This is a genomic window from Pseudoalteromonas sp. 2CM39R, from assembly GCF_023161845.1.
The window spans coordinates 313,123-332,743 of the sequence record NZ_JALNTM010000007.1 but is presented as its reverse complement, the minus strand read 5'-3'; the positions used below and the strand labels follow the sequence as shown (position 1 = coordinate 332,743).

Here is a 19,621-nt window from a genome sequence, read left to right as displayed (position 1 = left end):
TTTATCTACGCGCCATAGTATATAACAAAGTCAGGTAAAATTGCGAGCTTAGTCCAGAGATAAACGCGTTGCTAAATTATGTACTTTGCTGTTACTTACAATGTGGCTTTTAGCTGATATTTCAAGGGGATTAATCGATGTGGATAGTGGGTATGGGGAAGTTTAGACACAAAAAAAGGAGCTAAAAAGCTCCCCTTTTGATAATCAAGTTCTTAGCGACGTAAGCCAAGCTCTTTGATTAACGCAGTGTAACGCGAGATATCTTTACCTTTAAGGTAATCAAGCAGTTTACGGCGAGTGCTTACTTTACGAAGCAGACCACGACGTGAGTGGAAGTCATGCTTGTGATCAGCAAAGTGACCTTGAAGCTTGTTGATATCAAAAGTAAGTAATGCTACTTGTACTTCAGGTGAACCAGTGTCGCCTTCAGCGCGTGCGAATTTAGCAATGATATCGATTTTTTCTTGATTGCTTAGTGACATAATAACTCCAAAAGTTAAATTTAATAGGTGCTTTAGCCGATCACTAATTCAGCCAAAACGATTAAGCGGGCGTATTCTACCAATTATCAGCATAACTACAAGTTAAACTTTACTCTGGTTGTTGATTAGACAAGCCACGCTTTGATTTTAAATGGCCATCAGGATTACGTTCGCCCGTACCAATAAATATTCCGTCAGCCAGTACCTTTATTGCACCTTCAGGCAGGGCTTTACCCAACACCACAGCTTGACCATGGCTAAATGCCATTCCCTGCTCTTTAGTAATTTCCACAACGGGTAAATCAACTAACGCAGTATCCATTGGCAATAATAATTCGTCAAGGTAAGTGGAAGGCGCAACGTCTTGTTCTTTCGCTTGATTTAATAACGCTTCTAACTGCTCAAGTGTGACCATTTTATCTGCAGGGTAATGCCCTACAGCACTACGATGCAGCATAATCACATGCGCGCCGCAGCCTAAGTTTTCACCTAAGTCATCAACGATAGTACGAATATACGTACCTTTAGATACATGTGCAGTCATTTGTATTTCGTTAGCTTGCTCATCAAACTCATCAAGCGTTAAGCTAAATACGTTAATTTTTCGACATTTGCGAGGAACTTCTATGCCTTCACGCGCATATTTATATAAAGGTTTACCTTCATATTTAAGCGCTGAATACATTGATGGATATTGGTCTGACTCACCTAAAAACTTAGCAATCTCTTCGCTTAGCAATTGGGAAGTAACATTCACATCGCGAGTTTCGACCACTTCGCCATCAGAGTCTGATGTGGTAGTACGTTCACCTAGCTTAGCTCGAACAACATAGGTTTTATCTGTATCGAGTAAAAACTGGGTAAACTTAGTCGCTTCACCAAAACAAATTGGCAGCATGCCGGTCGCAAGCGGATCAAGCGCACCTGTGTGCCCCGCTTTTTGCGCAAAATAAATACCTTTAGCCTGCTGTAATGCCTTGTTTGATGAAATGCCTTCTGGTTTGTTTAACAACAAAATACCATCAACTGGACGGCCTTTACTGCGTCTTGCCATTAGTCTTTAGTGCCTTCTTCGCTATCTGTTTCATCATCAACATGCTTAGCATTATCTTCACGAATGATAGAGTCCACTAAGTTAGAGATGCGCATCCCTTCCATTAATGAGTTATCAACCACAAATTTAAGCTCTGGCATAATACGTGCGCGAATACGTTTACCTAGTAACGAACGGATATAGCCCGTTGCTTCGTTCAGTACTTTTGCACTCTGTTTTGCTGCATTTTCGTCTTCAGTGTTAAACACCGTGATAAAAACTTTGGCATAAGATAAATCGCGTGATACTTCTACCGCAGACACTGTCACCATGCCTAAGCGCGGATCTTTAATTTCGCGTTGTAGAATCACAGCAATTTCTTTTTGAATTTGCTGAGCAACACGATCAGTGCGAGAAAATTCTCTCATTTCACTTTCCTAAAATTATAACTTATTGAAAAACAATAATAAGTTAACTAAATAATGGATACACAAATGGGGGCTGAGCCCCCATTTAAAATCTTAGCATAGGGTATGTTGGGCTATCGAGGTACGACCTTGAATGTCCAACACCACCTAACAACAATTAAAGACTACGTTGTACTTCAACTGTTTCAAATACTTCGATTTGGTCACCAACGCGAACGTCATTGTAGTTCTTAACGCCGATACCACATTCCATGCCGTTACGAACGTCTTGTACGTCATCTTTAAAGCGACGTAATGACTCAAGTTCACCTTCGTAAATAACCACGTTATCACGAAGTACACGAATTGGTGCGCTACGTTTGATAGTACCTTCAGTAACCATACAACCAGCAATTGCGCCAATTTTTGGAGACTTAAATACATCACGTACTTCAGCAAGACCAATGATCTCTTGTTTAAACTCAGGAGCAAGCATACCAGACATGGCTTGCTTAACTTCTTCGATAAGTGCGTAAATTACGCTGTAGTAACGAAGGTCTAAGTTTTCAGAGTCAATCACTTTACGCGCTGATGCATCGGCACGAACGTTAAAGCCAACTACGATTGCGTTAGACGCTGCAGCAAGAGTTGCATCTGTTTCAGTGATACCACCAACACCAGAACCAACAATCTTCACTTTTACTTCATCAGTAGAAAGTTTAGTTAGTGAGTCTGAAATTGCTTCAATTGAACCTTGAACGTCTGCTTTAAGTACTACGTTAACTTCAGACACGTCGCCTTCAGTCATGTTAGTAAACATGTTTTCAAGCTTCGCTTTTTGCTGACGCGCTAATTTAACATCGCGGAATTTACCTTGACGGTAAAGTGCAACTTCACGTGCTTTACGCTCGTCTTTAACTACTGTCGCTTCATCACCTGCAGCTGGAATACCAGAAAGACCTAAAATCTCAACAGGGATAGAAGGACCCGCAGATTTAATGTCTTTACCGTTTTCATCGCGCATTGCACGAACACGGCCATACTCAAGACCACATAATACAATGTCACCTTGGTTAAGCGTACCTGATTGAACAAGAATAGACGCTACTGGACCACGGCCTTTATCAAGACGTGATTCAATAACAACACCTGCAGCCATACCTTCGCTAGGTGCATTTAGTTCTAACAGCTCAGATTGCATTAATACTGCTTCTAAAAGGTCATCAATACCAAGACCTGTTTTAGCTGAGATGTGAACGTATTGCGTATCACCGCCCCAATCTTCTGGGATAACGTCTAGCTGAGCTAGCTCGTTTTTAACACGGTCTGGATCTGCGCCTTCTTTATCCATTTTGTTAACAGCAATGATTAAAGGAACGCCAGCTGCGCGAGCATGCTGTACCGCTTCTTTAGTTTGTGGCATTACACCATCATCGGCTGCAACTACTAGGATTACGATATCAGTCGCTTTTGCACCACGAGCACGCATAGATGTAAATGCGGCGTGACCCGGAGTATCTAGGAAAGTGATCATGTTGCCGTTAGTTTCAACGTGGTATGCACCAATGTGCTGCGTAATACCACCGGCTTCGCCTGAAGCAACTTTAGCTGAACGAATGTAATCAAGCGTTGACGTTTTACCGTGGTCAACGTGACCCATAACAGTTACTACTGGAGCGCGAGGCTCAGACTTACCATCTTCATGGCGGTCGTTAAGTACTGTTTGCTCTAATTCGTTTTCTTTAACGATGATAACCTTATGGCCCATTTCTTCTGCAACAAGTTGCGCAGTTTCTTGGTCAATAACTTGGTTAATCGTAACCATGTCACCCATTTTCATCATTGTTTTTACAACTTCAGCGCCTTTAACAGCCATGCGTGACGCAAGCTCAGCAACTGTAATTGTTTCACTAATACGCACTTCGTTTTTAACATCAGCCGTTGGTTTTTGGAAACCGTGCTGTAATGACGCTGGCGCTTTTAGCTTACCTTTTTTACCTTTAGACGCTGCAAATTTATCTTTTGCTGGCGCTTTTTTCTTTTTCTTCGCACGGCGGGAGCCTTGCTCTTCGCGAGCATCTGCTACATCTTCTGCTTCACGTGCGTAAGTTGAAGTCGTAAGGTGGTGATCCGCGGTTTCTTCGCGTTTCTTACGTTCTTCTTCTTCTTTCTTCCAGCGTGCTGAATTCTCTTCAGCTAGCTTTCTTGCCTCTTCTGCTTGACGTTTCGCTTCTTCTTCAGCTTTCTTCAATGCGGCCTCTTCTGCTTCTTTTTGCAGACGCTCAGCTTCGATGCGATCTTTCTCAGACTTAGCACTTTGCTCAGGGGTCATCTGCTGTTGTTTCGCTTTACGCTCAGCATCTGCTTTGCGTTTAGCTTCTTCTTTGGCTTTACGATCAGCGTCTTCTTTCGCTTTACGTTCTGCCTCTTGTTTCGCTTTCAATTCTGCGGCTTCTTGTTCAGCTTTTTGCTGCTCTTCAAGACGCGCTTTTTCTTCAGCGGCTAGACGTTGCTGTTCTTGCTCTTGCTCAACAGCACTTTTTTTCACGTAAGTGCGGGTTTTGCGAACTTCAACTTGCACAGCCTTTGCTTTACCCGTAGAGCCAGTCACACTTAATGTGCTTTTGCTCTTACGTTGCAATGTCATACGCGCTGGACCTTCAGATCCAGTACCGCCATGTTGCTTGCTTAGGTGATCAAGTAACGTTGCTTTTTCAGCTTCTGTTACATTATCGCCTGCTTGTTTAGTAATACCGGCTTGTGAAAACTGCTGTAGCAATTTATCAACAGTTGTACCTATATCACCGGCTAGTTTTTCAACATTTACTTCTGCCATAGTCTCTAATACCTCCGTTAATAAATTACTCGTCTGCAAACCAACAAATATTACGTGCAGCCATAATTAGCTCGCCCGCTTTCTCTGCAGATAGCTCTGTAATATCTACAAGCTCATCAATGCCTTGCTCAGCTAAGTCTTCAAGTGTTATTACACCCTTGCTTGCCATAACAAATGCTAAATGACGCTCTAAGCCTTCAAGCGCAAGTAAGTCTTCAGCAGGCTCAGCGCCTTCTAAGCTTTCTTCCGTTTTAAGGGCTTTCGTTGTTAATGCATCTTTTGCACGTGAACGTAATACGTCCACTGTTTCTTCATCTAAGCCGTCGATTTCTAAAAACTCAGAAGCAGGTACATACGCAACTTCTTCAAGTGTTGAGAAACCTTCGTTGATAAGTAATGACGCAAACTCGTCATCAATATCTAAGTTTTCAGTAAATAAGTTAATTAACTTATCTGACTCAGCTTCGTTCTTAGCGCGCATTTCATCAACGGTCATTACGTTTAATTCCCAGCCAGTTAACTGGCTTGCTAAACGTACGTTTTGACCATTACGACCAATAGCTTGTGCTAAGTTATCAGCTTCAACAGCAATATCCATTGAGTGAGTGTCTTCATCCATTACGATTGAAGCCACTTCTGCTGGTGCCATTGCGTTAATAACAAACTGTGCTGGGTTGTCATCGTAAAGTACGATATCAACACGCTCACCGCCAAGTTCTGACGATACCGCTTGAACACGTGCGCCACGCATACCAACACACGCACCTACAGGGTCTATACGCTTATCATTAGACTTAACTGCGATTTTAGCGCGTGAACCTGGATCACGAGCTGCGGCACGTAATTCAATCATCTCTTCGCCAATTTCTGGCACCTCAATGCGGAATAATTCCATCAGCATTTCTGGTTTAGAACGGGTTACAAATAACTGTGCACCACGTGCTTCTGGTTTAACTTCATATAGAAGACCACGAATACGATCGCCTGGGCGGAAGTTTTCACGTGGCAGCATGTCGTCACGGTAAATAACCGCTTCTGCGTTATTACCTAAATCAAGTACGATTGCATCACGCGTTGCTTTTTTAACAACACCCGTTACTAGCTCGCCTTGCTGATCTTTGTACGCTTCAACCACTAAGGCACGCTCTGCTTCACGTACTTTTTGTACGATTACTTGCTTAGCCATTTGTGTTGTTATGCGGTCAAATTTAATTGATTCAATCTGCTCTTCTACGTAGTCGCCCATTTTCAAGTCTGGTTCTTCAACTTGAGCAGCTTCTAACGTGATTTCGCTGTATGGATTCTCTAAAGAACCATCTTCTAATACTTCAGCTATTTGCCAGCGACGGAATGTATCGTAATCGCCAGTTTTACGGTCAATTGCAACACGTACATCAATTTCACCATCATGCTTTTTCTTTGTCGCTGTCGCTAATGCGAACTCTAGAGCTTCAAAAATCTTTTCTTTTGGAACCGCTTTCTCATTGGAAACGGCTTCAGCAACCAATAATATCTCTTTTGCCATGGGTAATGCCTCGCTTGCCCTATTCCTTCGCACTCGAATTAAAACTTTGCGATTATGTTCGCACGTTCAATGTTACTAAGCATGATTAAATGCTCTGCACCATCGCTAGATAGTGTGATCATATCGCTGCTAACTGCTATTAAGTCGCCTTTAAAATTACGGCGACCGTCTTGTGGAAGCTTAGTACGCACGCGTACTTCCTCTCCTTGCGCCTGCTCGTAGTGATCTTGTTTGAATAATGGACGATCAACACCAGGAGACGACACTTCCAAATCATATTCGTTTGTAATCGGGTCTTCGACGTCTAAAATCGCACTAATTTGACGACTTGCATCTGCGCAGTTGTCAACTGAAATTCCATCCTCATGAGCAATGTATACTCTTAAGGTAGAATGGCGACCCGCTTGTACAAACTCAAGACCATGTAATTCAAAGCCTAGCATTTCTACCGCAGGCGTTAACATGGTTACTAAATCTTGTTCAAGTTTTGTCACGAAAATCCTCCATACAAACAAAAAAAGGGCTTATAGCCCTAAAATACTGAGTTTAAATTTTGATTTAATCGATAAACATTAAATCAAACGGTGCAGATACAACAACGCCCCGAACCAAGCGGGGCGTCACACCAAAAAACGCAAAAACTGTGTGGCCTAGGGCCAAGCTTGGTTGCGAGTCAGTACCCTGACCAAATTAAACTTCATTAGCTTAAACGCAAAACGCGCATTACTTAGAATGCGCGATATAAAGTAGTAAGTTTAAACCTACTATTAAGATTGGTTGCGGGAGCCGGATTTGAACCAACGACCTTCGGGTTATGAGCCCGACGAGCTACCAGACTGCTCCATCCCGCGCCAATAGATAAAAAGTTAATAACTTAATATCGCTGTTAGTAAATTTTATAACCTACTAAACAATGGCCGCTATTATAAGGATGTGCCACTAAATTAGCAACCATAATAACTAATAAGTTGATAAAAAAAGCAATGCTGTTTATTGCTTTGCTCTATGATTAAAACGACATGTAGAAATCGATCGCTTTTTTAAATACAGCGTATAAAAATAAATTTTGGCTAATTATGAAAAAATACAACACTCTAAAATTGATTTTAGGTGATCAGCTCAACCCTGCTCATTCGTGGTTTAAAGACAAATCAGACGACACCGTATTTGTAATTGCTGAGCTTATGCAAGAAGCACACTATGTAAAACACCATGTGCAAAAAATATCAGCCTTTTTTAAAGGCATGGAAAACTTCGCTAATGCGCTAGAAGATGCTGGCTTCAATGTATTACATCTCACGCTAGATGACACCAAAGACGATGATGACTTACCCGCTCTTTTAACGCGTTTAGCCAAACAGCATGAATGTACCTCTATAGAATATCAATACCCAGATGAGTACCGTTTAAAAACACAACTTCACGAATTCGCGACTAATAGCGAGTTAACGGTGAATGCCTGCGACAGCGAGCACTTTTTATTGGCATTTAACGACATAGACAAACGCTTTAAAAAAGATAAACACGTCACTATGGAGCATTTTTATCGGGCAATGCGTAAGCAGTTCGATATTTTAATGGAGGATGAAAAACCTCACGGCGGTCAATGGAACTTTGATGCAAATAACCGTAATAAGTTCTCAAAAAACGACTTAGCCGATATCCCAAAACCAAAATTATTTAAAAATGATGTTAGCGCCATTATTGAACGTTTAGATAAACATAAAATAAATTACTTTGGACAAATAGAAACTCAGTTAAGCTGGCCAACAACCCGTAAACAAGCTATCAGTACACTTGATCACTTTTGTGCACATTTACTGCCTCGTTTTGGTCAATTTCAAGATGCGATGACAGATCAATGTCCTGATAAAGATACCTTTTATCACAGCCGGTTATCGTTTGCGTTAAATGCCAAAATTTTACACCCTCGCTATGTTATCGACCGTGTTGTTAAAGAGTTCCACCAACGCCAAGATGAAATATCGATTTCTCAGGTTGAAGGCTTTATTCGCCAAGTACTGGGTTGGCGCGAATATGTGCGTGGCGTGTATTGGAAAAACATGCCCGATTACGCCAACAAAAACCAGCTTAATGCAACTCGAGCACTACCGAGTTATTTTTGGAATGGTAAAACAAAAATGAATTGTTTAAGCCACTCATTAACACAAAGCTTAGACAGCGCGTATGCCCATCATATTCAGCGCTTAATGGTAATAGGTAATTTTTGCTTATTAACCGCCATAAATCCTGATGAAGTGGATGAATGGTATTTAGGCGTGTATATCGATGCTATTGAATGGGTAGAAATGCCTAACGCACGAGGGATGAGCCAATTTGCTGACGATGGCATCATTGCCACTAAACCTTATGCGGCCAGCGGCAACTATATAAATAAAATGAGTGACTACTGCAAAAGCTGCCAATACAAAGTGAAAGAAAAAGTGGGTAAAGACGCGTGTCCGCTAAACAGCCTTTACTGGCAGTTTATGCAAAAACACCGAGAGCGACTTGAGAAAAACCCACGAATAGGCATGGTTTATCGTAATTGGGATAAACAAGATGAATCATTACGCCAAGAAACCTTAGAGCAAGCTAACAACTATTTAAATAATATTGAAAAGCTATAAATATAAATGCCGTCAATTGGCGGCGGTATCCTTGATAGTTAATATTAAAGTACCAAAATCAGGTAATATTGTTAATTAAATGTTTAATTTATTTGTCATGTCAGTGTAATGAGCTTATTTTTTAATAGCACCTCTTACTCCAAACTATGATGAGAATAAAATGAAAAAACAATTAATTGCAGCGACACTTTTATTACTCGGTACAAGCCAAGCTCAAGCTTTTAGTCAAGAAACTCACAAACGTATTGTTCTAGATGCCGTAAATTATATGCAGCAACACCCAGCCAGCACCGAATATGCTGCCCTACGTCAGTACGCTGCACAAAACAATCTGACAATCTCTGAATTAGCCGAGCTGCTGGGACAAGCTGCTTATGACGTAGATGACTTTGAAGACACCTTTTTCTGTGGTGCTATTACAGGTTCATGTGTTCAAGCGCCAGTATGGGGAGCAGCGCAAAGTATAGTTAAATATACAAGCTATTGGCATTTTCAAAATCATACCCAAGGTGCAGACCAACATGGAAACGATTTTGGTGGTTATAATTATGAGAAGCTCACCGTTTGGGGCACTATTGATAATCTTGCATCTGCTTGGCTTAAAGGTGACTATCTTGATGATGGTAAAGGGGGGGAAACAGGTTGGTTCAATGCCGACTCTTCAAAATATAACAGTTATGGTGTAACAGAATCTCACTACAGAATCGATAGCAACTCAACCTATTCTATGTACGATGACTTTGAAGAAATGCCATTTCAACCTATCGATAATTTAGGCCAATATTGGTATCAAAGTTACTTACAAAGCGGAAATCCTCAAGTGTTAGGGTTTGTATTTCATACTACTGATTTATTACAACCTCACCACACATGGACCACATCAGACCTTAACCACTCTAGCTGGGAAAGTTGGGTAAAAGATTACTATGATCAAGAGCAGCTCAACGATTTATCACTCGTTACTCAAGCAATGCAAACGTTCTCGCCTTTAGATAAAAATAGCCAAGATGTTCGCCCATTATTAACTCAAGGCGGTTCATTTTCTTATGCACAAGGTGGGATTGTACTCAACTCAGAAGATCATTTTGATCGCCTTAATATAGCTAAGCAAGTAGTGCCCCATGCAATAGCAATGGTGGTGCACTTATTAAACCACGCCATGGTTGCTCGCTAATGAAAAAAATGGCTATTTTAGTGATTACATTACTAGGGGCTTTTTACCACTCCCTAGTAATGGCCTCATTTACACAATACAGTAGTGATGAAGTTAACTTTATGCATCGTGCTTATTTAAAGCACAAACCTGAAATTACAATCAATGAAGTTAGAACTCGTCTGTATGAGAATCAGTTTTTGTTACAACAAGCAGCGCTAAAAACACCTGCAATAATAAAACGACAATCTGCCGTTGGTTTTAGCACTCAATACCATGTTGAACGTTACTTAAAAAATCTGTTCGATTCGCAATTAGCTATAAAGGCACAGTCAAGTCAGGTAAAGCTTGACACTTATGATAGCCAATGGCTTAAACACACATTAGGGCCGTACCCTAAAAATGGTCAATATGTGCAAAGCTTGATTAAAAAAATGCAGCAGATCGATTTAACCCCTATTTTGTATAACTCTATTAATTTATATGAATTTATCGATACACTATCAATGCAGGTACGTTTTAAACTCCATAGAGGAGATAGTGAACTATTCAAAAGTGAATTAATAAAAAAACGGCAATTCAATATAGCGCTTTTAAAAGCCAAACCGATTTTGGCAAAGCAGAATATTGATATTGAACATCTGTATGAAATAGCTAAAGGAGATATTTTGCGACCCTCCATTCAAAGCTGGCTAGGCATAAATACAATGATGCACATGCAGAGCCCCGTTCTTGAAAAGCTAGAGAAACAAGTAAACAAAAGCGAAATTAAAGCGTTTTATCAAGCAAATAAATCGCAGTTTAAATTTTTAAGCCAAGTGAAAGCCCACGGAGCCCAATTTGCTAGTCGAACCAATGCTGTAGACTTTCGCACGTTGGCGGATAACAAATCACTTAAACAAGCATTAGTAATATCAGGAAAACAAGATATATATGCTCAATACAATAGTGAATTAAATCGCAAAAACAAAAGTAGTTGGGTTGTACAACTTGCGTTCACAACTAAAGAAAACACCATTTCTGCTGTTATACGTACACCTAGAGGTGAATGGGTGGTGATACACAGTTATGAGCATCAGTTTGATTACTTTTCGCCAGAAGATGAAACCGTTCGATACCAAGCAACAAAGGCCATCGCAAAACAAAAAGCGGCACAACAGTATGAAAATAACTGGCTCAAGTGGCAAAATAAGACGAGAGTAATTTTATGAGTAAAAAAAATTTCGTTTCTGTCATTGCTTTAGCTTGTGTTGGTATTTACACACTTTTCACTCATTATACTAGCAAACCAACAATAGAGAATATTGATGGTCTTAACCAAGCTAAAAGTGTCAAGCAAATAACGTCCCTTGAACTTACTGCTGCTGACATGACTCAAGAGTTGGAAAGCACGCAATTGAAAACGGTTGCAACTAGTAATACTAGCTCTCAGCCCTTACCAACAATAACCTCTGTGGCCTATTTACCCAACATAGTAAAAAATACTCAGCCAGTGGCTCAGTACAATGGTGATCTAAATAATCACCAGGCATATCAAGATTTCCACCTTGAACAGCAAAGACAGCTCGAACAACGTTTTGTTGTTGCTGCAAAAGCCAAAATATTAAAACTTGAAGACTTACTTGCTAAAGGCCGACAAAAAAAGCTTTCACAAGAACAACTACAAGTTGCAATAGATAAAATTAACGCTTTAAAACAAATGCAAATAGATTTAAAAGACTAACAACGCAAAAAGCCGCCAAATGGCGGCTTTTCACAGGGAAAATACGTGTGCTATCTAAGCTATTTACTTTCTAGCATATTGCCTGAGCCAATTTCAATTTTACGTGGCTTCAGCGCTTCTGGGATCTCACGTTCAAGGTCGATGCTTAGTAAGCCGTTAGCTAGGTCTGCGCCAAGTACTTTAACGTGGTCACCTAACTGGAACTTACGCTCAAAGTTGCGCTCGGCAATGCCTTGATGAATGAATTTACGTTCATCGTTTTGATCTTTACCTGCTTTAGTGCCTGATACAACTAACGTGTTGTTTTCAGATTGCAGGCTTAACTCGTCTTCACTAAATCCAGCAACTGCCATAGTGATACGGTATTTGTCTTTATCAAGTGCTTCGATGTTGTATGGAGGAAAACTTGGCTGCTTGTCAGTTCGTGCAGCGGCATCCATTAATGATGCTAAGTGATCGAAACCAATGAATGAACGGTATAGGGGTGATAAATCTACTGTACGCATAATAATATCCTCATATTTAAGCGATATATTGCTGCCACTTTTCGTTTGAACAAGTAACGGCAAAAATTAATTAATAATATAATTTTCAAATAGTTCTGTTTAAATGAAGACCCATCAGGCGTCCTCAAATAACTATTTATGGGCGGACAATTTTATTTCAAGATTTTTTTATAAAATATTTTTTATTTTTTTTACAGACCCTAAAAAAAGCGAACACAATAATCGTTTTTTTGCACTGTAATAAATAATGAAATTAGTTACACTAGGATCAATTAATTTGAGGAGAGCGTTATGTTAACAGTAATTTTTGGCCGTGAAGGCTGCCCTTTTTGTGTTCGCGCTAAAGATGTTGCAGAGCAACTTGCTAATGACCGCGATGATTTTAAATACCGCTACATCGACATCATCAAAGAAGGTATCAGTAAAGAAGATTTAGAGAAATCTGCAGGCAAACCATGCCCGACTGTGCCACAAATTTTTGTAGACCAAACACACATTGGTGGTTTTACAGAATTTGAAGCCTATGCCAAAGAAAACCTAGGCCTTTACCAGTAAATTTGTAGGTATATTGTTAACCAGCTTAATTAACGCACAACTTGAGCTGGTTAAATTTCGACCAACATCAACCACATATAAATTAGTTGTAATTTATACAAGCATTTGCCTCGTATTTCCTATACAATGCGCGCCTCTTTAAATTCGTTGAGGCGTATTAATGTCAGAACCAGTCACGTTTGAATCTCTAAATCTTTCTCCTGCAATTTTAAAGGCAGTTGAAGAGTTGGGTTACAAGACACCATCTGAAATCCAAGCTCAATGTATACCGTTATTGCTAGAAAGAAAGGACGTACTGGGACTAGCACAAACGGGTACAGGTAAAACAGCAGCATTTGCACTGCCATTACTAAATAATATTGACCCGTCTGTGAAACAGCCACAGATCCTTGTACTCACACCAACCCGTGAGCTTGCGATCCAAGTAGCTGAGGCATTTGAACAATATGCAAAACACACTCGTGGTGTTGAAGTACTGGCACTATATGGTGGCCAGAGCTACAGCATCCAGTTGAGCGCACTTCGTCGTGGCGCACAGATTATTGTTGCTACACCGGGTCGTTTAATCGATCACATAAACCGTGGCACTATCAAGTTTGATGCTTTACAAGCACTTGTACTTGATGAAGCCGATGAAATGCTACGTATGGGCTTTATCGATGATGTTGAAAACATCATGGAAAAAACGCCGCGTGAAAAGCAAACATGTCTTTTCTCTGCGACTATGCCTAAGCAAATTCAAAACATCAGCAGCAAATATATGAACAATCCTGAACAGGTTCATATTTCTGCACGCAACTCAACTGTATCGTCAGTAGAGCAAGTGTTTTGGAATGCACACGTACATAAAAACAAAGCCATTGTTCGTTTCTTAGAAGCAGAACAATATGAAGGTGCTATTGTTTTCGTACGTACACGTAACGATACAGTTCAACTAGCTGAGTTATTAGAGCGCGAAGGTTTCTCTGCTGCTCCACTTAACGGTGACATGAACCAGCAAGCGCGTGAGCGCACAGTTGATCGTTTAAAAAGCGGCATGCTAAACGTTGTTATTGCAACAGACGTAGCGGCACGTGGTCTTGATGTAGACCGTTTAAGCTTAGTTATCAACTACGACATTCCACAAGATTCTGAAGCCTACGTTCACCGTATCGGCCGTACAGGTCGTGCTGGTCGTACTGGTAAAGCGATTCTTTTCGTTAAGCATAACGAGCGTTATTTACTTAAAAATATCATTCGTCATACTAAATCTGAAATCGCACAAGTTGAATTACCAACAGCTAAAGTTGTTGAAGAGAAACGTATCAATGCGCTTCAAGAAAAGCTTACGCTTGCACTTGAAAACAAAGATATTACTTTCTTCAACGAAGTGGCTGCCAACATGGCACAAAAACTTGAGCTTGCTCCTGAAGACTTAGCGGGTGCATTACTGTGTTTAGCACAGCAACAATCACCAATTAAAGTTGAAGAAGTTAAGATTCAACCGCGTGAGCGTAACGAACGCAACCCTCGCAACGACCGTAATGATCGTGGTGATCGTGGTCGTCGTAACGAACGTGGCGGTGAGCGCGCTGAGCGTAAACCTCGCGAGCGTAATAGCCGTGATGCAGGTCCTATGGATACGTACCGTATCGAAGTAGGTCGTGAGCATGGTGTTCAGGTTAAGAACATTGTTGGTGCAATTGCTAACGAAGCAGACATTTCAAGCAAGTTTATTGGTGACATTCGTCTTCACGACAGTCACAGTACGGTACAATTACCGCAAAACATGCCTAAAGATGTACTTGATCACTTCCAAAAAGTGTTTATTTGTAAACGCCCAATGGGTATGACATTAACACAAGATCAAGGCCCTTCTGAGCCACGCGGCGAGCGTTCTGAACGCCCTGCTGGTGACAAGAAGCGTAGCTTTAATAAAGATGGTCAACGCCCTGATAAGCGTAGTGGCCCTCGTAAAGAACGTCGCCCAGTTAGCTTCACCGCTAAGTAAGCAACGACTCTTTAGTAAAAAAACCTTGGCATGAAAGTGCCAAGGTTTTTTTGTGTCTGGAATTCAGGTATCAGGTCAGCTTAAATTCCGTAACTTGAAGCCGCAAGCCAGTATTAGATACTTAATTAAAATATTGAATTAAAAATATTCTGTTTGTTTTCTCTAACCAGAGATTGCAGTGAAAACAAGGCGAAATTACGCGTCAATAGCTAGCTTATTGTAAGTAAATTCAACGCAATTAGCGTTGAAAAAGCCGCTTGAGATAGCTTTATTATCCAAAACTCAGATTACTTAATGTGTATAAACATGTTTTCTTTGATTTTTAAAACAATAAAATTTATGTAAACTAAGCAAAGGCTATAATTCACGGACGAATTAAAAATTGAAAAGAAATTACGACAACTTACTCTTTGTAGTAATAATGTTACCTATTTTATTATGCATCATTATTCCTATTTTAATGGACTTTACAGATCCACCATTTATCACAAATGAAATATACGACGTTATTTTCTTTATAGCATTCCCTATTATTTGTGGCGCATCATTCATCTATTTAAATATACTTGTATTCAATAAATATAGACGCTGCAGTAAATACAGAGAGCACCTTAAATATAGTTTTTCAGATACAAAAACGAAATTATCATTAATATTCGCGTACCCATTAATCCCTTTGTTAATCTATGCAAGTCTCTATTTTTTATTCTCTGGCCCCATTAAATTATGGGCTTACTACACGCAAGGCGACTATTGGTATAAGGAATATATCCTAACTGATGTGCAAAAGTGTGGTTCTGATTATGAAGATAATTGTACTCGTTTATATTTTAAAGATCCTAAAACAAACGAAACTCATGATTTTAGGTGGTACGACGATAAGCCTACAATAATGAATAACAAAAACGATTATGTTTATATTTTTGGTGAGGCTAGTTTGTTTGGCTATATAGTGAGAGATTTAGAAAGGTAACTTAGACTTGCTTTGAATATTACAGCACTTTTATATAAACCTCACTCGAGTGAGTGAGGTTTATGAATCAAGATATAAGTTAAGGCGCCACTGCGGGATACACGTAGCTGGCATCAAGTCCTAATGGGATACCGAGTGCCCAGTAGCCTAGCAAGAAGATACTCCAACCGATCATAAAGGCGATTGAATACGGTAGCATCATCGCGATAAGCGTACCTATGCCTGTGCCTTTAACGTATTTTTGACAGTACACCACCACCAGCGGGAAGTATGGCATTAGCGGGGTGATAATATTAGAGCTAGAATCTCCCACACGGTACGCTGCTTGCGTTAAGTCTGGCGAAATACCGAGCTGCATTAGCATAGGTACAAATACCGGACCTAATAGTGCCCACTTAGCCGAGCTTGAACCAACAAACAAGTTTACAAAACCAGTTAGGAAAATAATCCCTACTACCGTTACAGAGCTCGGTAACTCCATTGCTTTTAATACCTGAGCCCCTTCAATTGCCAGTAAAGCACCTAGGTTTGATTTACTAAATGCAGCAATAAATAATGAACAAAAGAATGCCATAACAATGTAATACGCCATACCATTCATGGCTTTGCTCATCGCGTCTATCATGTCTTTAGAGCTTTTAAAGGTGCCTACGGTAAAACCATATACTGCGCCTGGGATCCAAAATAATAAGAAGATTAGCGGCACTATTGATTGCATTAATGGTGAACTAAAGTTTGTTAACGAGCCATCGCTGCTGCGCATAGCTGAATCAGCGGGTGCAGATACATAAGCTAATAATGCAATACCTGCAATCATTACGCTACTGGCAATAAGAAAGGCGCGCTTTTCGTCACTACGGGCATCTTCAAATGCTGGTAGGTCTTGAGTTTCGCCATCAACTGGTGAATTTTTTAAACGTGGTTCAATAATTTTATCGGTGATATACCAACCTAACATCACAATAAATAAGCTTGATGCTGAAGCAAAGCCCCAGTTATTAAGCGGGTTAATGCTCATTGTTGGATTAATAATTTGTGCTGCACTTTGCGTAAAGCTTTGCAGTAATGGGTCAATTCCAGATGGAATAAAGTTAGCACCAAAACCACCACTTACCCCTGCAAATGCCGCTGCAATACCGGCAAGCGGATGACGACCTGCTGCAAAAAATATTACCCCAGCAAGTGGAATAACCAGCACATACCCTGCATCGGTAGCCGTATGGCTCACAATAGCTACCAAAATAATTGAGGGTGTTAGTAATTTTCTAGGCGTTACTTTGAGCATTAATTTAAGGCCGGTATTAATAAAGCCCGAATGCTCTGCAACGCCTACACCTAGCATAGCAACCAGTACTACACCCAGTGGCGCAAAACCGGTGAAAGTTTTTACCATAGAAGATAAAAAAGTGGCCAACGAATCGCTGGCAAGCATGTTATTAATGATAATGGCTTCGCCAGTACGAGGGTCTATTGCATCAAATGTGACGCTTGAAAACCACCAAGACAAAAACCAGATTAATAACATGGCAAACAAAAAGATAATTGCTGGATCAGGAAGCTTATTACCTACCCGCTCAACAAAATTTAAAAATCGCGCAACTATGCCAGTTGGCATTGTCGCATCATTATTGTTATTCATTTCACTTGTTCCCTAGAATTTAGACTGTGCTACTTTAGCGTATCTAAGGAATGAGGTAAATTTTAACTGAATAAACAAGTTCTTTTTTAGGCACAAAAAAACGCGGCTCAGTAGCCGCGCTATTTTTAATGAATAAAAAAAGCTTATGCGAGTGCTTTTACTTCATCCCATATTCTTACTACGAGTGCTTTATCATCTTCATTAAGTTCGCCATTGCGATAAGCTTTTACTAAGCTTTTTTCAACCGTGTCGTTTAGTTCTGCAATTTCTAGATTTAATTCTTCAACTTGTGCATAACCTACGGCTAAATCAAAGTGGCCGCGTAAATAACCGCCGGCAAATAACTCGTCATCGGTTGCTTTTATCACTAAATCATCAAAATATTGCTGCGCAGCATCTATGTAATTTACTAAACTCATGTGTTACTTCTCCTCTGGGTGCAGCCCATCTTGATGACCTACTGCATACATAATATGGTCGTTAAACCCACTGGTTACACGTATATAACCGCTTAATTCATCATCTAATTTGCTATCACCGGTATCGCAAATCAGCGGTCGGCCATTTAAAGCCTGTAATTTTGTTTTAGTAGCCACCACAATAATATTATCGCGGCCTATCGCTTTAATTAACGCAGGGCTGAGTTGTTGATTGCCTCGACCAAAAATATGCCCTTGGCCGCCAATTAGGGTGATCACTAACTTTGTTTCACGTTCTTTGGTAAGTTCAAGAAGTTGCTGGGCTGTTAGGTCTTGGCCTACTAAGGCTTGATCTTCAACGAGATCAACACCGAGTAAGGTGTTTTCAAGCCCCATCTCTTCCATCACTGCGCCAACGGTAGAGCCACTACCCATGACATAGAGGATATCGGCATCCATTTCACTAACGACATAAGCAGCTATATCTGCTAGCACCAGCTCGTCGGTTTCTTTACCGCCATTTTTAACCGCTTGTACATAGCGCACTTCACTTGGCACTTGCATTTCACCATAACGTTTTGCTTTTACTGTTCCTTGGCGAAAGGCCACTTCATCAATGTCCATCACATCAGCATCGCTTAATGTTACCAGCTCACCTTTTACCAGCATTTCAACTACACGGCCTGCGGCTTTTGGCGTAATGGCATATACTCCTGAGTGAATTTTACACCCTGCTGGAATGCCCAACACGGGTACCGAGTCTTCTACAGCATGGCAAATGTTGCGCGCCGTTCCGTCGCCACCAGCAAATAAGATTAAATCAACACCTTGTTGCTGTAATAAACGAGCTGCAGCTTCGGTATCGTCACTGGTTGTGGGTGAGTTACTTTGATAAACCACTTGCGTATTAAAGCCCAGCGCTTTTGCTGTTTGCTCCCCCATTTCATCATTAACAGTATAAATAGTAATGTTTGATTGATGAGGTACAAGCACTTCAAGTGCAGCTTTAGTGCGGCTATTTGACTTAGGCTCTGCACCTAATGCAATGGCTTTAGCTGCGGTATCTTCACCGTCACTGCCCTTAAGCGCCACAGTACCACCGAGCCCTGCGACCGGATTTACAATCAATCCTAACTTAAACTGCATCTTTTAACTCCTCGGGAGAACGCCATGTAAACTGCGCAGCATGTAATGGCCACGTGGTGTTATAAAATTTACATAGTGCTTTTAATAGTAAGGTTGTTCTTGGGTTAAACCCGTTTTGCAATAACTCTAATAACTTTGCATGAACGCGAGACTGAAACGCAAATCGACAAGTTTGCTCACCATTTAAATTATCTACCGATACGTTAAAATCAAACCCGGCAGCCACACTCAATGCCCACTCTATTGCTTGAGGTTTTACCTCTACTGATTCAAATTCCGCTTGCTGTGTAGCATCGCGCCCATCAGGGCAATACCAATAACCATAGTCTTCACTTAAACGGCGCTGAGAACCTGCCACTAACCAATGAGCTATTTCATGCAATGCACTAGCATAAAAACCATGGGCAAACACAATTTGATGATGCGGGGTTGTATCATTTGCGGGAATGTAAATAGGCTCATGCTCACCTTTTACCAAACGCGTGTTATAGCTTTGGTAAAAAGTGTGTTCGAAAATAGAAATCAGATCAGCTACTTGGTGCATAAATACTTCGTATACTCGTTTGAACCCGATGCTTTAAAGACAGATGAAATTAGTATAAAG

At 40.6% G+C, this 19,621-nt stretch carries 17 protein-coding genes and 1 tRNA gene; 6 read left to right on the top strand and 12 right to left on the bottom strand.

Features of this window, described 5'->3' with window-relative positions:
• Positions 1-212 precede the first annotated feature (212 nt).
• The 7 genes from rpsO to MTF66_RS17875 form a co-directional block, all read right to left on the bottom strand.
• Complete coding sequence (gene rpsO, locus MTF66_RS17905) at positions 213-482, bottom strand: 30S ribosomal protein S15 (protein WP_006793376.1); 270 nt, start codon at positions 480-482, stop codon at positions 213-215.
• 109 nt (positions 483-591) lie between these two features.
• A complete protein-coding gene (truB, locus tag MTF66_RS17900) occupies positions 592-1,536 on the bottom strand; it encodes a tRNA pseudouridine(55) synthase TruB (protein WP_054202156.1) in 945 nt (314 codons plus the stop codon).
• Positions 1,536-1,943, bottom strand: a complete 408-nt coding sequence (gene rbfA, locus MTF66_RS17895) for a 30S ribosome-binding factor RbfA (protein WP_008467148.1) — start codon at positions 1,941-1,943, stop codon at positions 1,536-1,538. Before rbfA ends, truB begins: the two co-directional genes overlap by 1 nt.
• 157 nt (positions 1,944-2,100) lie before the next feature.
• The gene (gene infB / locus MTF66_RS17890; protein ID WP_054202155.1) at positions 2,101-4,758 is read right to left on the bottom strand and encodes a translation initiation factor IF-2; all 2,658 of its coding nucleotides are present in this window, start codon (positions 4,756-4,758) and stop codon (positions 2,101-2,103) included.
• Between the two features lie 25 nt (positions 4,759-4,783).
• Positions 4,784-6,283 (bottom strand): transcription termination factor NusA, encoded by a 1,500-nt coding sequence (nusA, locus tag MTF66_RS17885; RefSeq protein ID WP_138621488.1) that lies wholly within the window; start codon positions 6,281-6,283, stop codon positions 4,784-4,786.
• A gap of 38 nt (positions 6,284-6,321) precedes the next feature.
• Entirely contained in the window at positions 6,322-6,777 is a 456-nt protein-coding gene (gene rimP, locus MTF66_RS17880; protein ID WP_008114543.1) for a ribosome maturation factor RimP, read from the bottom strand.
• A gap of 280 nt (positions 6,778-7,057) precedes the next feature.
• Positions 7,058-7,134: transfer RNA gene (locus MTF66_RS17875), tRNA-Met, on the bottom strand.
• A 225-nt stretch (positions 7,135-7,359) separates the two neighbouring features.
• On the opposite strand from MTF66_RS17875, the gene MTF66_RS17870 reads away from it, so the two are divergent.
• From MTF66_RS17870 to MTF66_RS17855, 4 genes are all read left to right on the top strand, one after another.
• Positions 7,360-8,913 (top strand): cryptochrome/photolyase family protein, encoded by a 1,554-nt coding sequence (locus MTF66_RS17870; protein WP_138621486.1) that lies wholly within the window; start codon positions 7,360-7,362, stop codon positions 8,911-8,913.
• A 160-nt stretch (positions 8,914-9,073) separates the two neighbouring features.
• On the top strand, positions 9,074-10,087 hold the full coding sequence (locus MTF66_RS17865) for a phospholipase (RefSeq protein ID WP_010391390.1): 1,014 nt from the start codon (positions 9,074-9,076) through the stop codon (positions 10,085-10,087).
• A complete protein-coding gene (locus MTF66_RS17860; RefSeq protein ID WP_138621484.1) occupies positions 10,087-11,277 on the top strand; it encodes a peptidyl-prolyl cis-trans isomerase in 1,191 nt (396 codons plus the stop codon). Before MTF66_RS17865 ends, MTF66_RS17860 begins: the two co-directional genes overlap by 1 nt.
• Complete coding sequence (locus tag MTF66_RS17855) at positions 11,274-11,789, top strand: hypothetical protein (protein ID WP_138621482.1); 516 nt, start codon at positions 11,274-11,276, stop codon at positions 11,787-11,789. The genes MTF66_RS17860 and MTF66_RS17855 overlap by 4 nt, the downstream gene beginning before the upstream one ends.
• 59 nt (positions 11,790-11,848) lie before the next feature.
• Here the strand turns inward: MTF66_RS17855 and MTF66_RS17850 are convergent, their stop codons facing one another.
• Positions 11,849-12,295: an Hsp20 family protein gene (locus MTF66_RS17850; RefSeq protein ID WP_010391385.1), complete on the bottom strand. Its 447-nt coding sequence runs from the start codon at positions 12,293-12,295 to the stop codon at positions 11,849-11,851.
• 291 nt (positions 12,296-12,586) lie between these two features.
• On the opposite strand from MTF66_RS17850, the gene MTF66_RS17845 reads away from it, so the two are divergent.
• Positions 12,587-12,850, top strand: a complete 264-nt coding sequence (locus tag MTF66_RS17845; RefSeq protein ID WP_008114535.1) for a GrxA family glutaredoxin — start codon at positions 12,587-12,589, stop codon at positions 12,848-12,850.
• Between the two features lie 160 nt (positions 12,851-13,010).
• A complete protein-coding gene (locus MTF66_RS17840; RefSeq protein WP_054202149.1) occupies positions 13,011-14,840 on the top strand; it encodes a DEAD/DEAH box helicase in 1,830 nt (609 codons plus the stop codon).
• Positions 14,841-15,892: 1,052 nt separating this feature from the next.
• On the opposite strand, the gene MTF66_RS17835 is transcribed toward MTF66_RS17840, so the two are convergent.
• The 4 genes from MTF66_RS17835 to MTF66_RS17820 all read right to left on the bottom strand — a co-directional run bounded on the left by MTF66_RS17835 (position 15,893) and on the right by MTF66_RS17820 (position 19,561).
• The gene (locus tag MTF66_RS17835) at positions 15,893-17,452 is read right to left on the bottom strand and encodes an AbgT family transporter (RefSeq protein ID WP_010391381.1); all 1,560 of its coding nucleotides are present in this window, start codon (positions 17,450-17,452) and stop codon (positions 15,893-15,895) included.
• Between the two features lie 143 nt (positions 17,453-17,595).
• A complete protein-coding gene (locus tag MTF66_RS17830) occupies positions 17,596-17,871 on the bottom strand; it encodes a YfcL family protein (protein WP_010391380.1) in 276 nt (91 codons plus the stop codon).
• A gap of 3 nt (positions 17,872-17,874) precedes the next feature.
• Positions 17,875-19,017 carry an ATP-NAD kinase family protein gene (locus tag MTF66_RS17825; protein WP_109875528.1) on the bottom strand — a complete coding sequence of 381 codons (1,143 nt, stop codon included), beginning with the start codon at positions 19,015-19,017 and terminating at the stop codon, positions 17,875-17,877.
• Positions 19,007-19,561: an elongation factor P hydroxylase gene (locus MTF66_RS17820; protein ID WP_054202145.1), complete on the bottom strand. Its 555-nt coding sequence runs from the start codon at positions 19,559-19,561 to the stop codon at positions 19,007-19,009. The genes MTF66_RS17825 and MTF66_RS17820 overlap by 11 nt, the downstream gene beginning before the upstream one ends.
• Between the last annotated feature and the right edge of the window lie 60 nt (positions 19,562-19,621).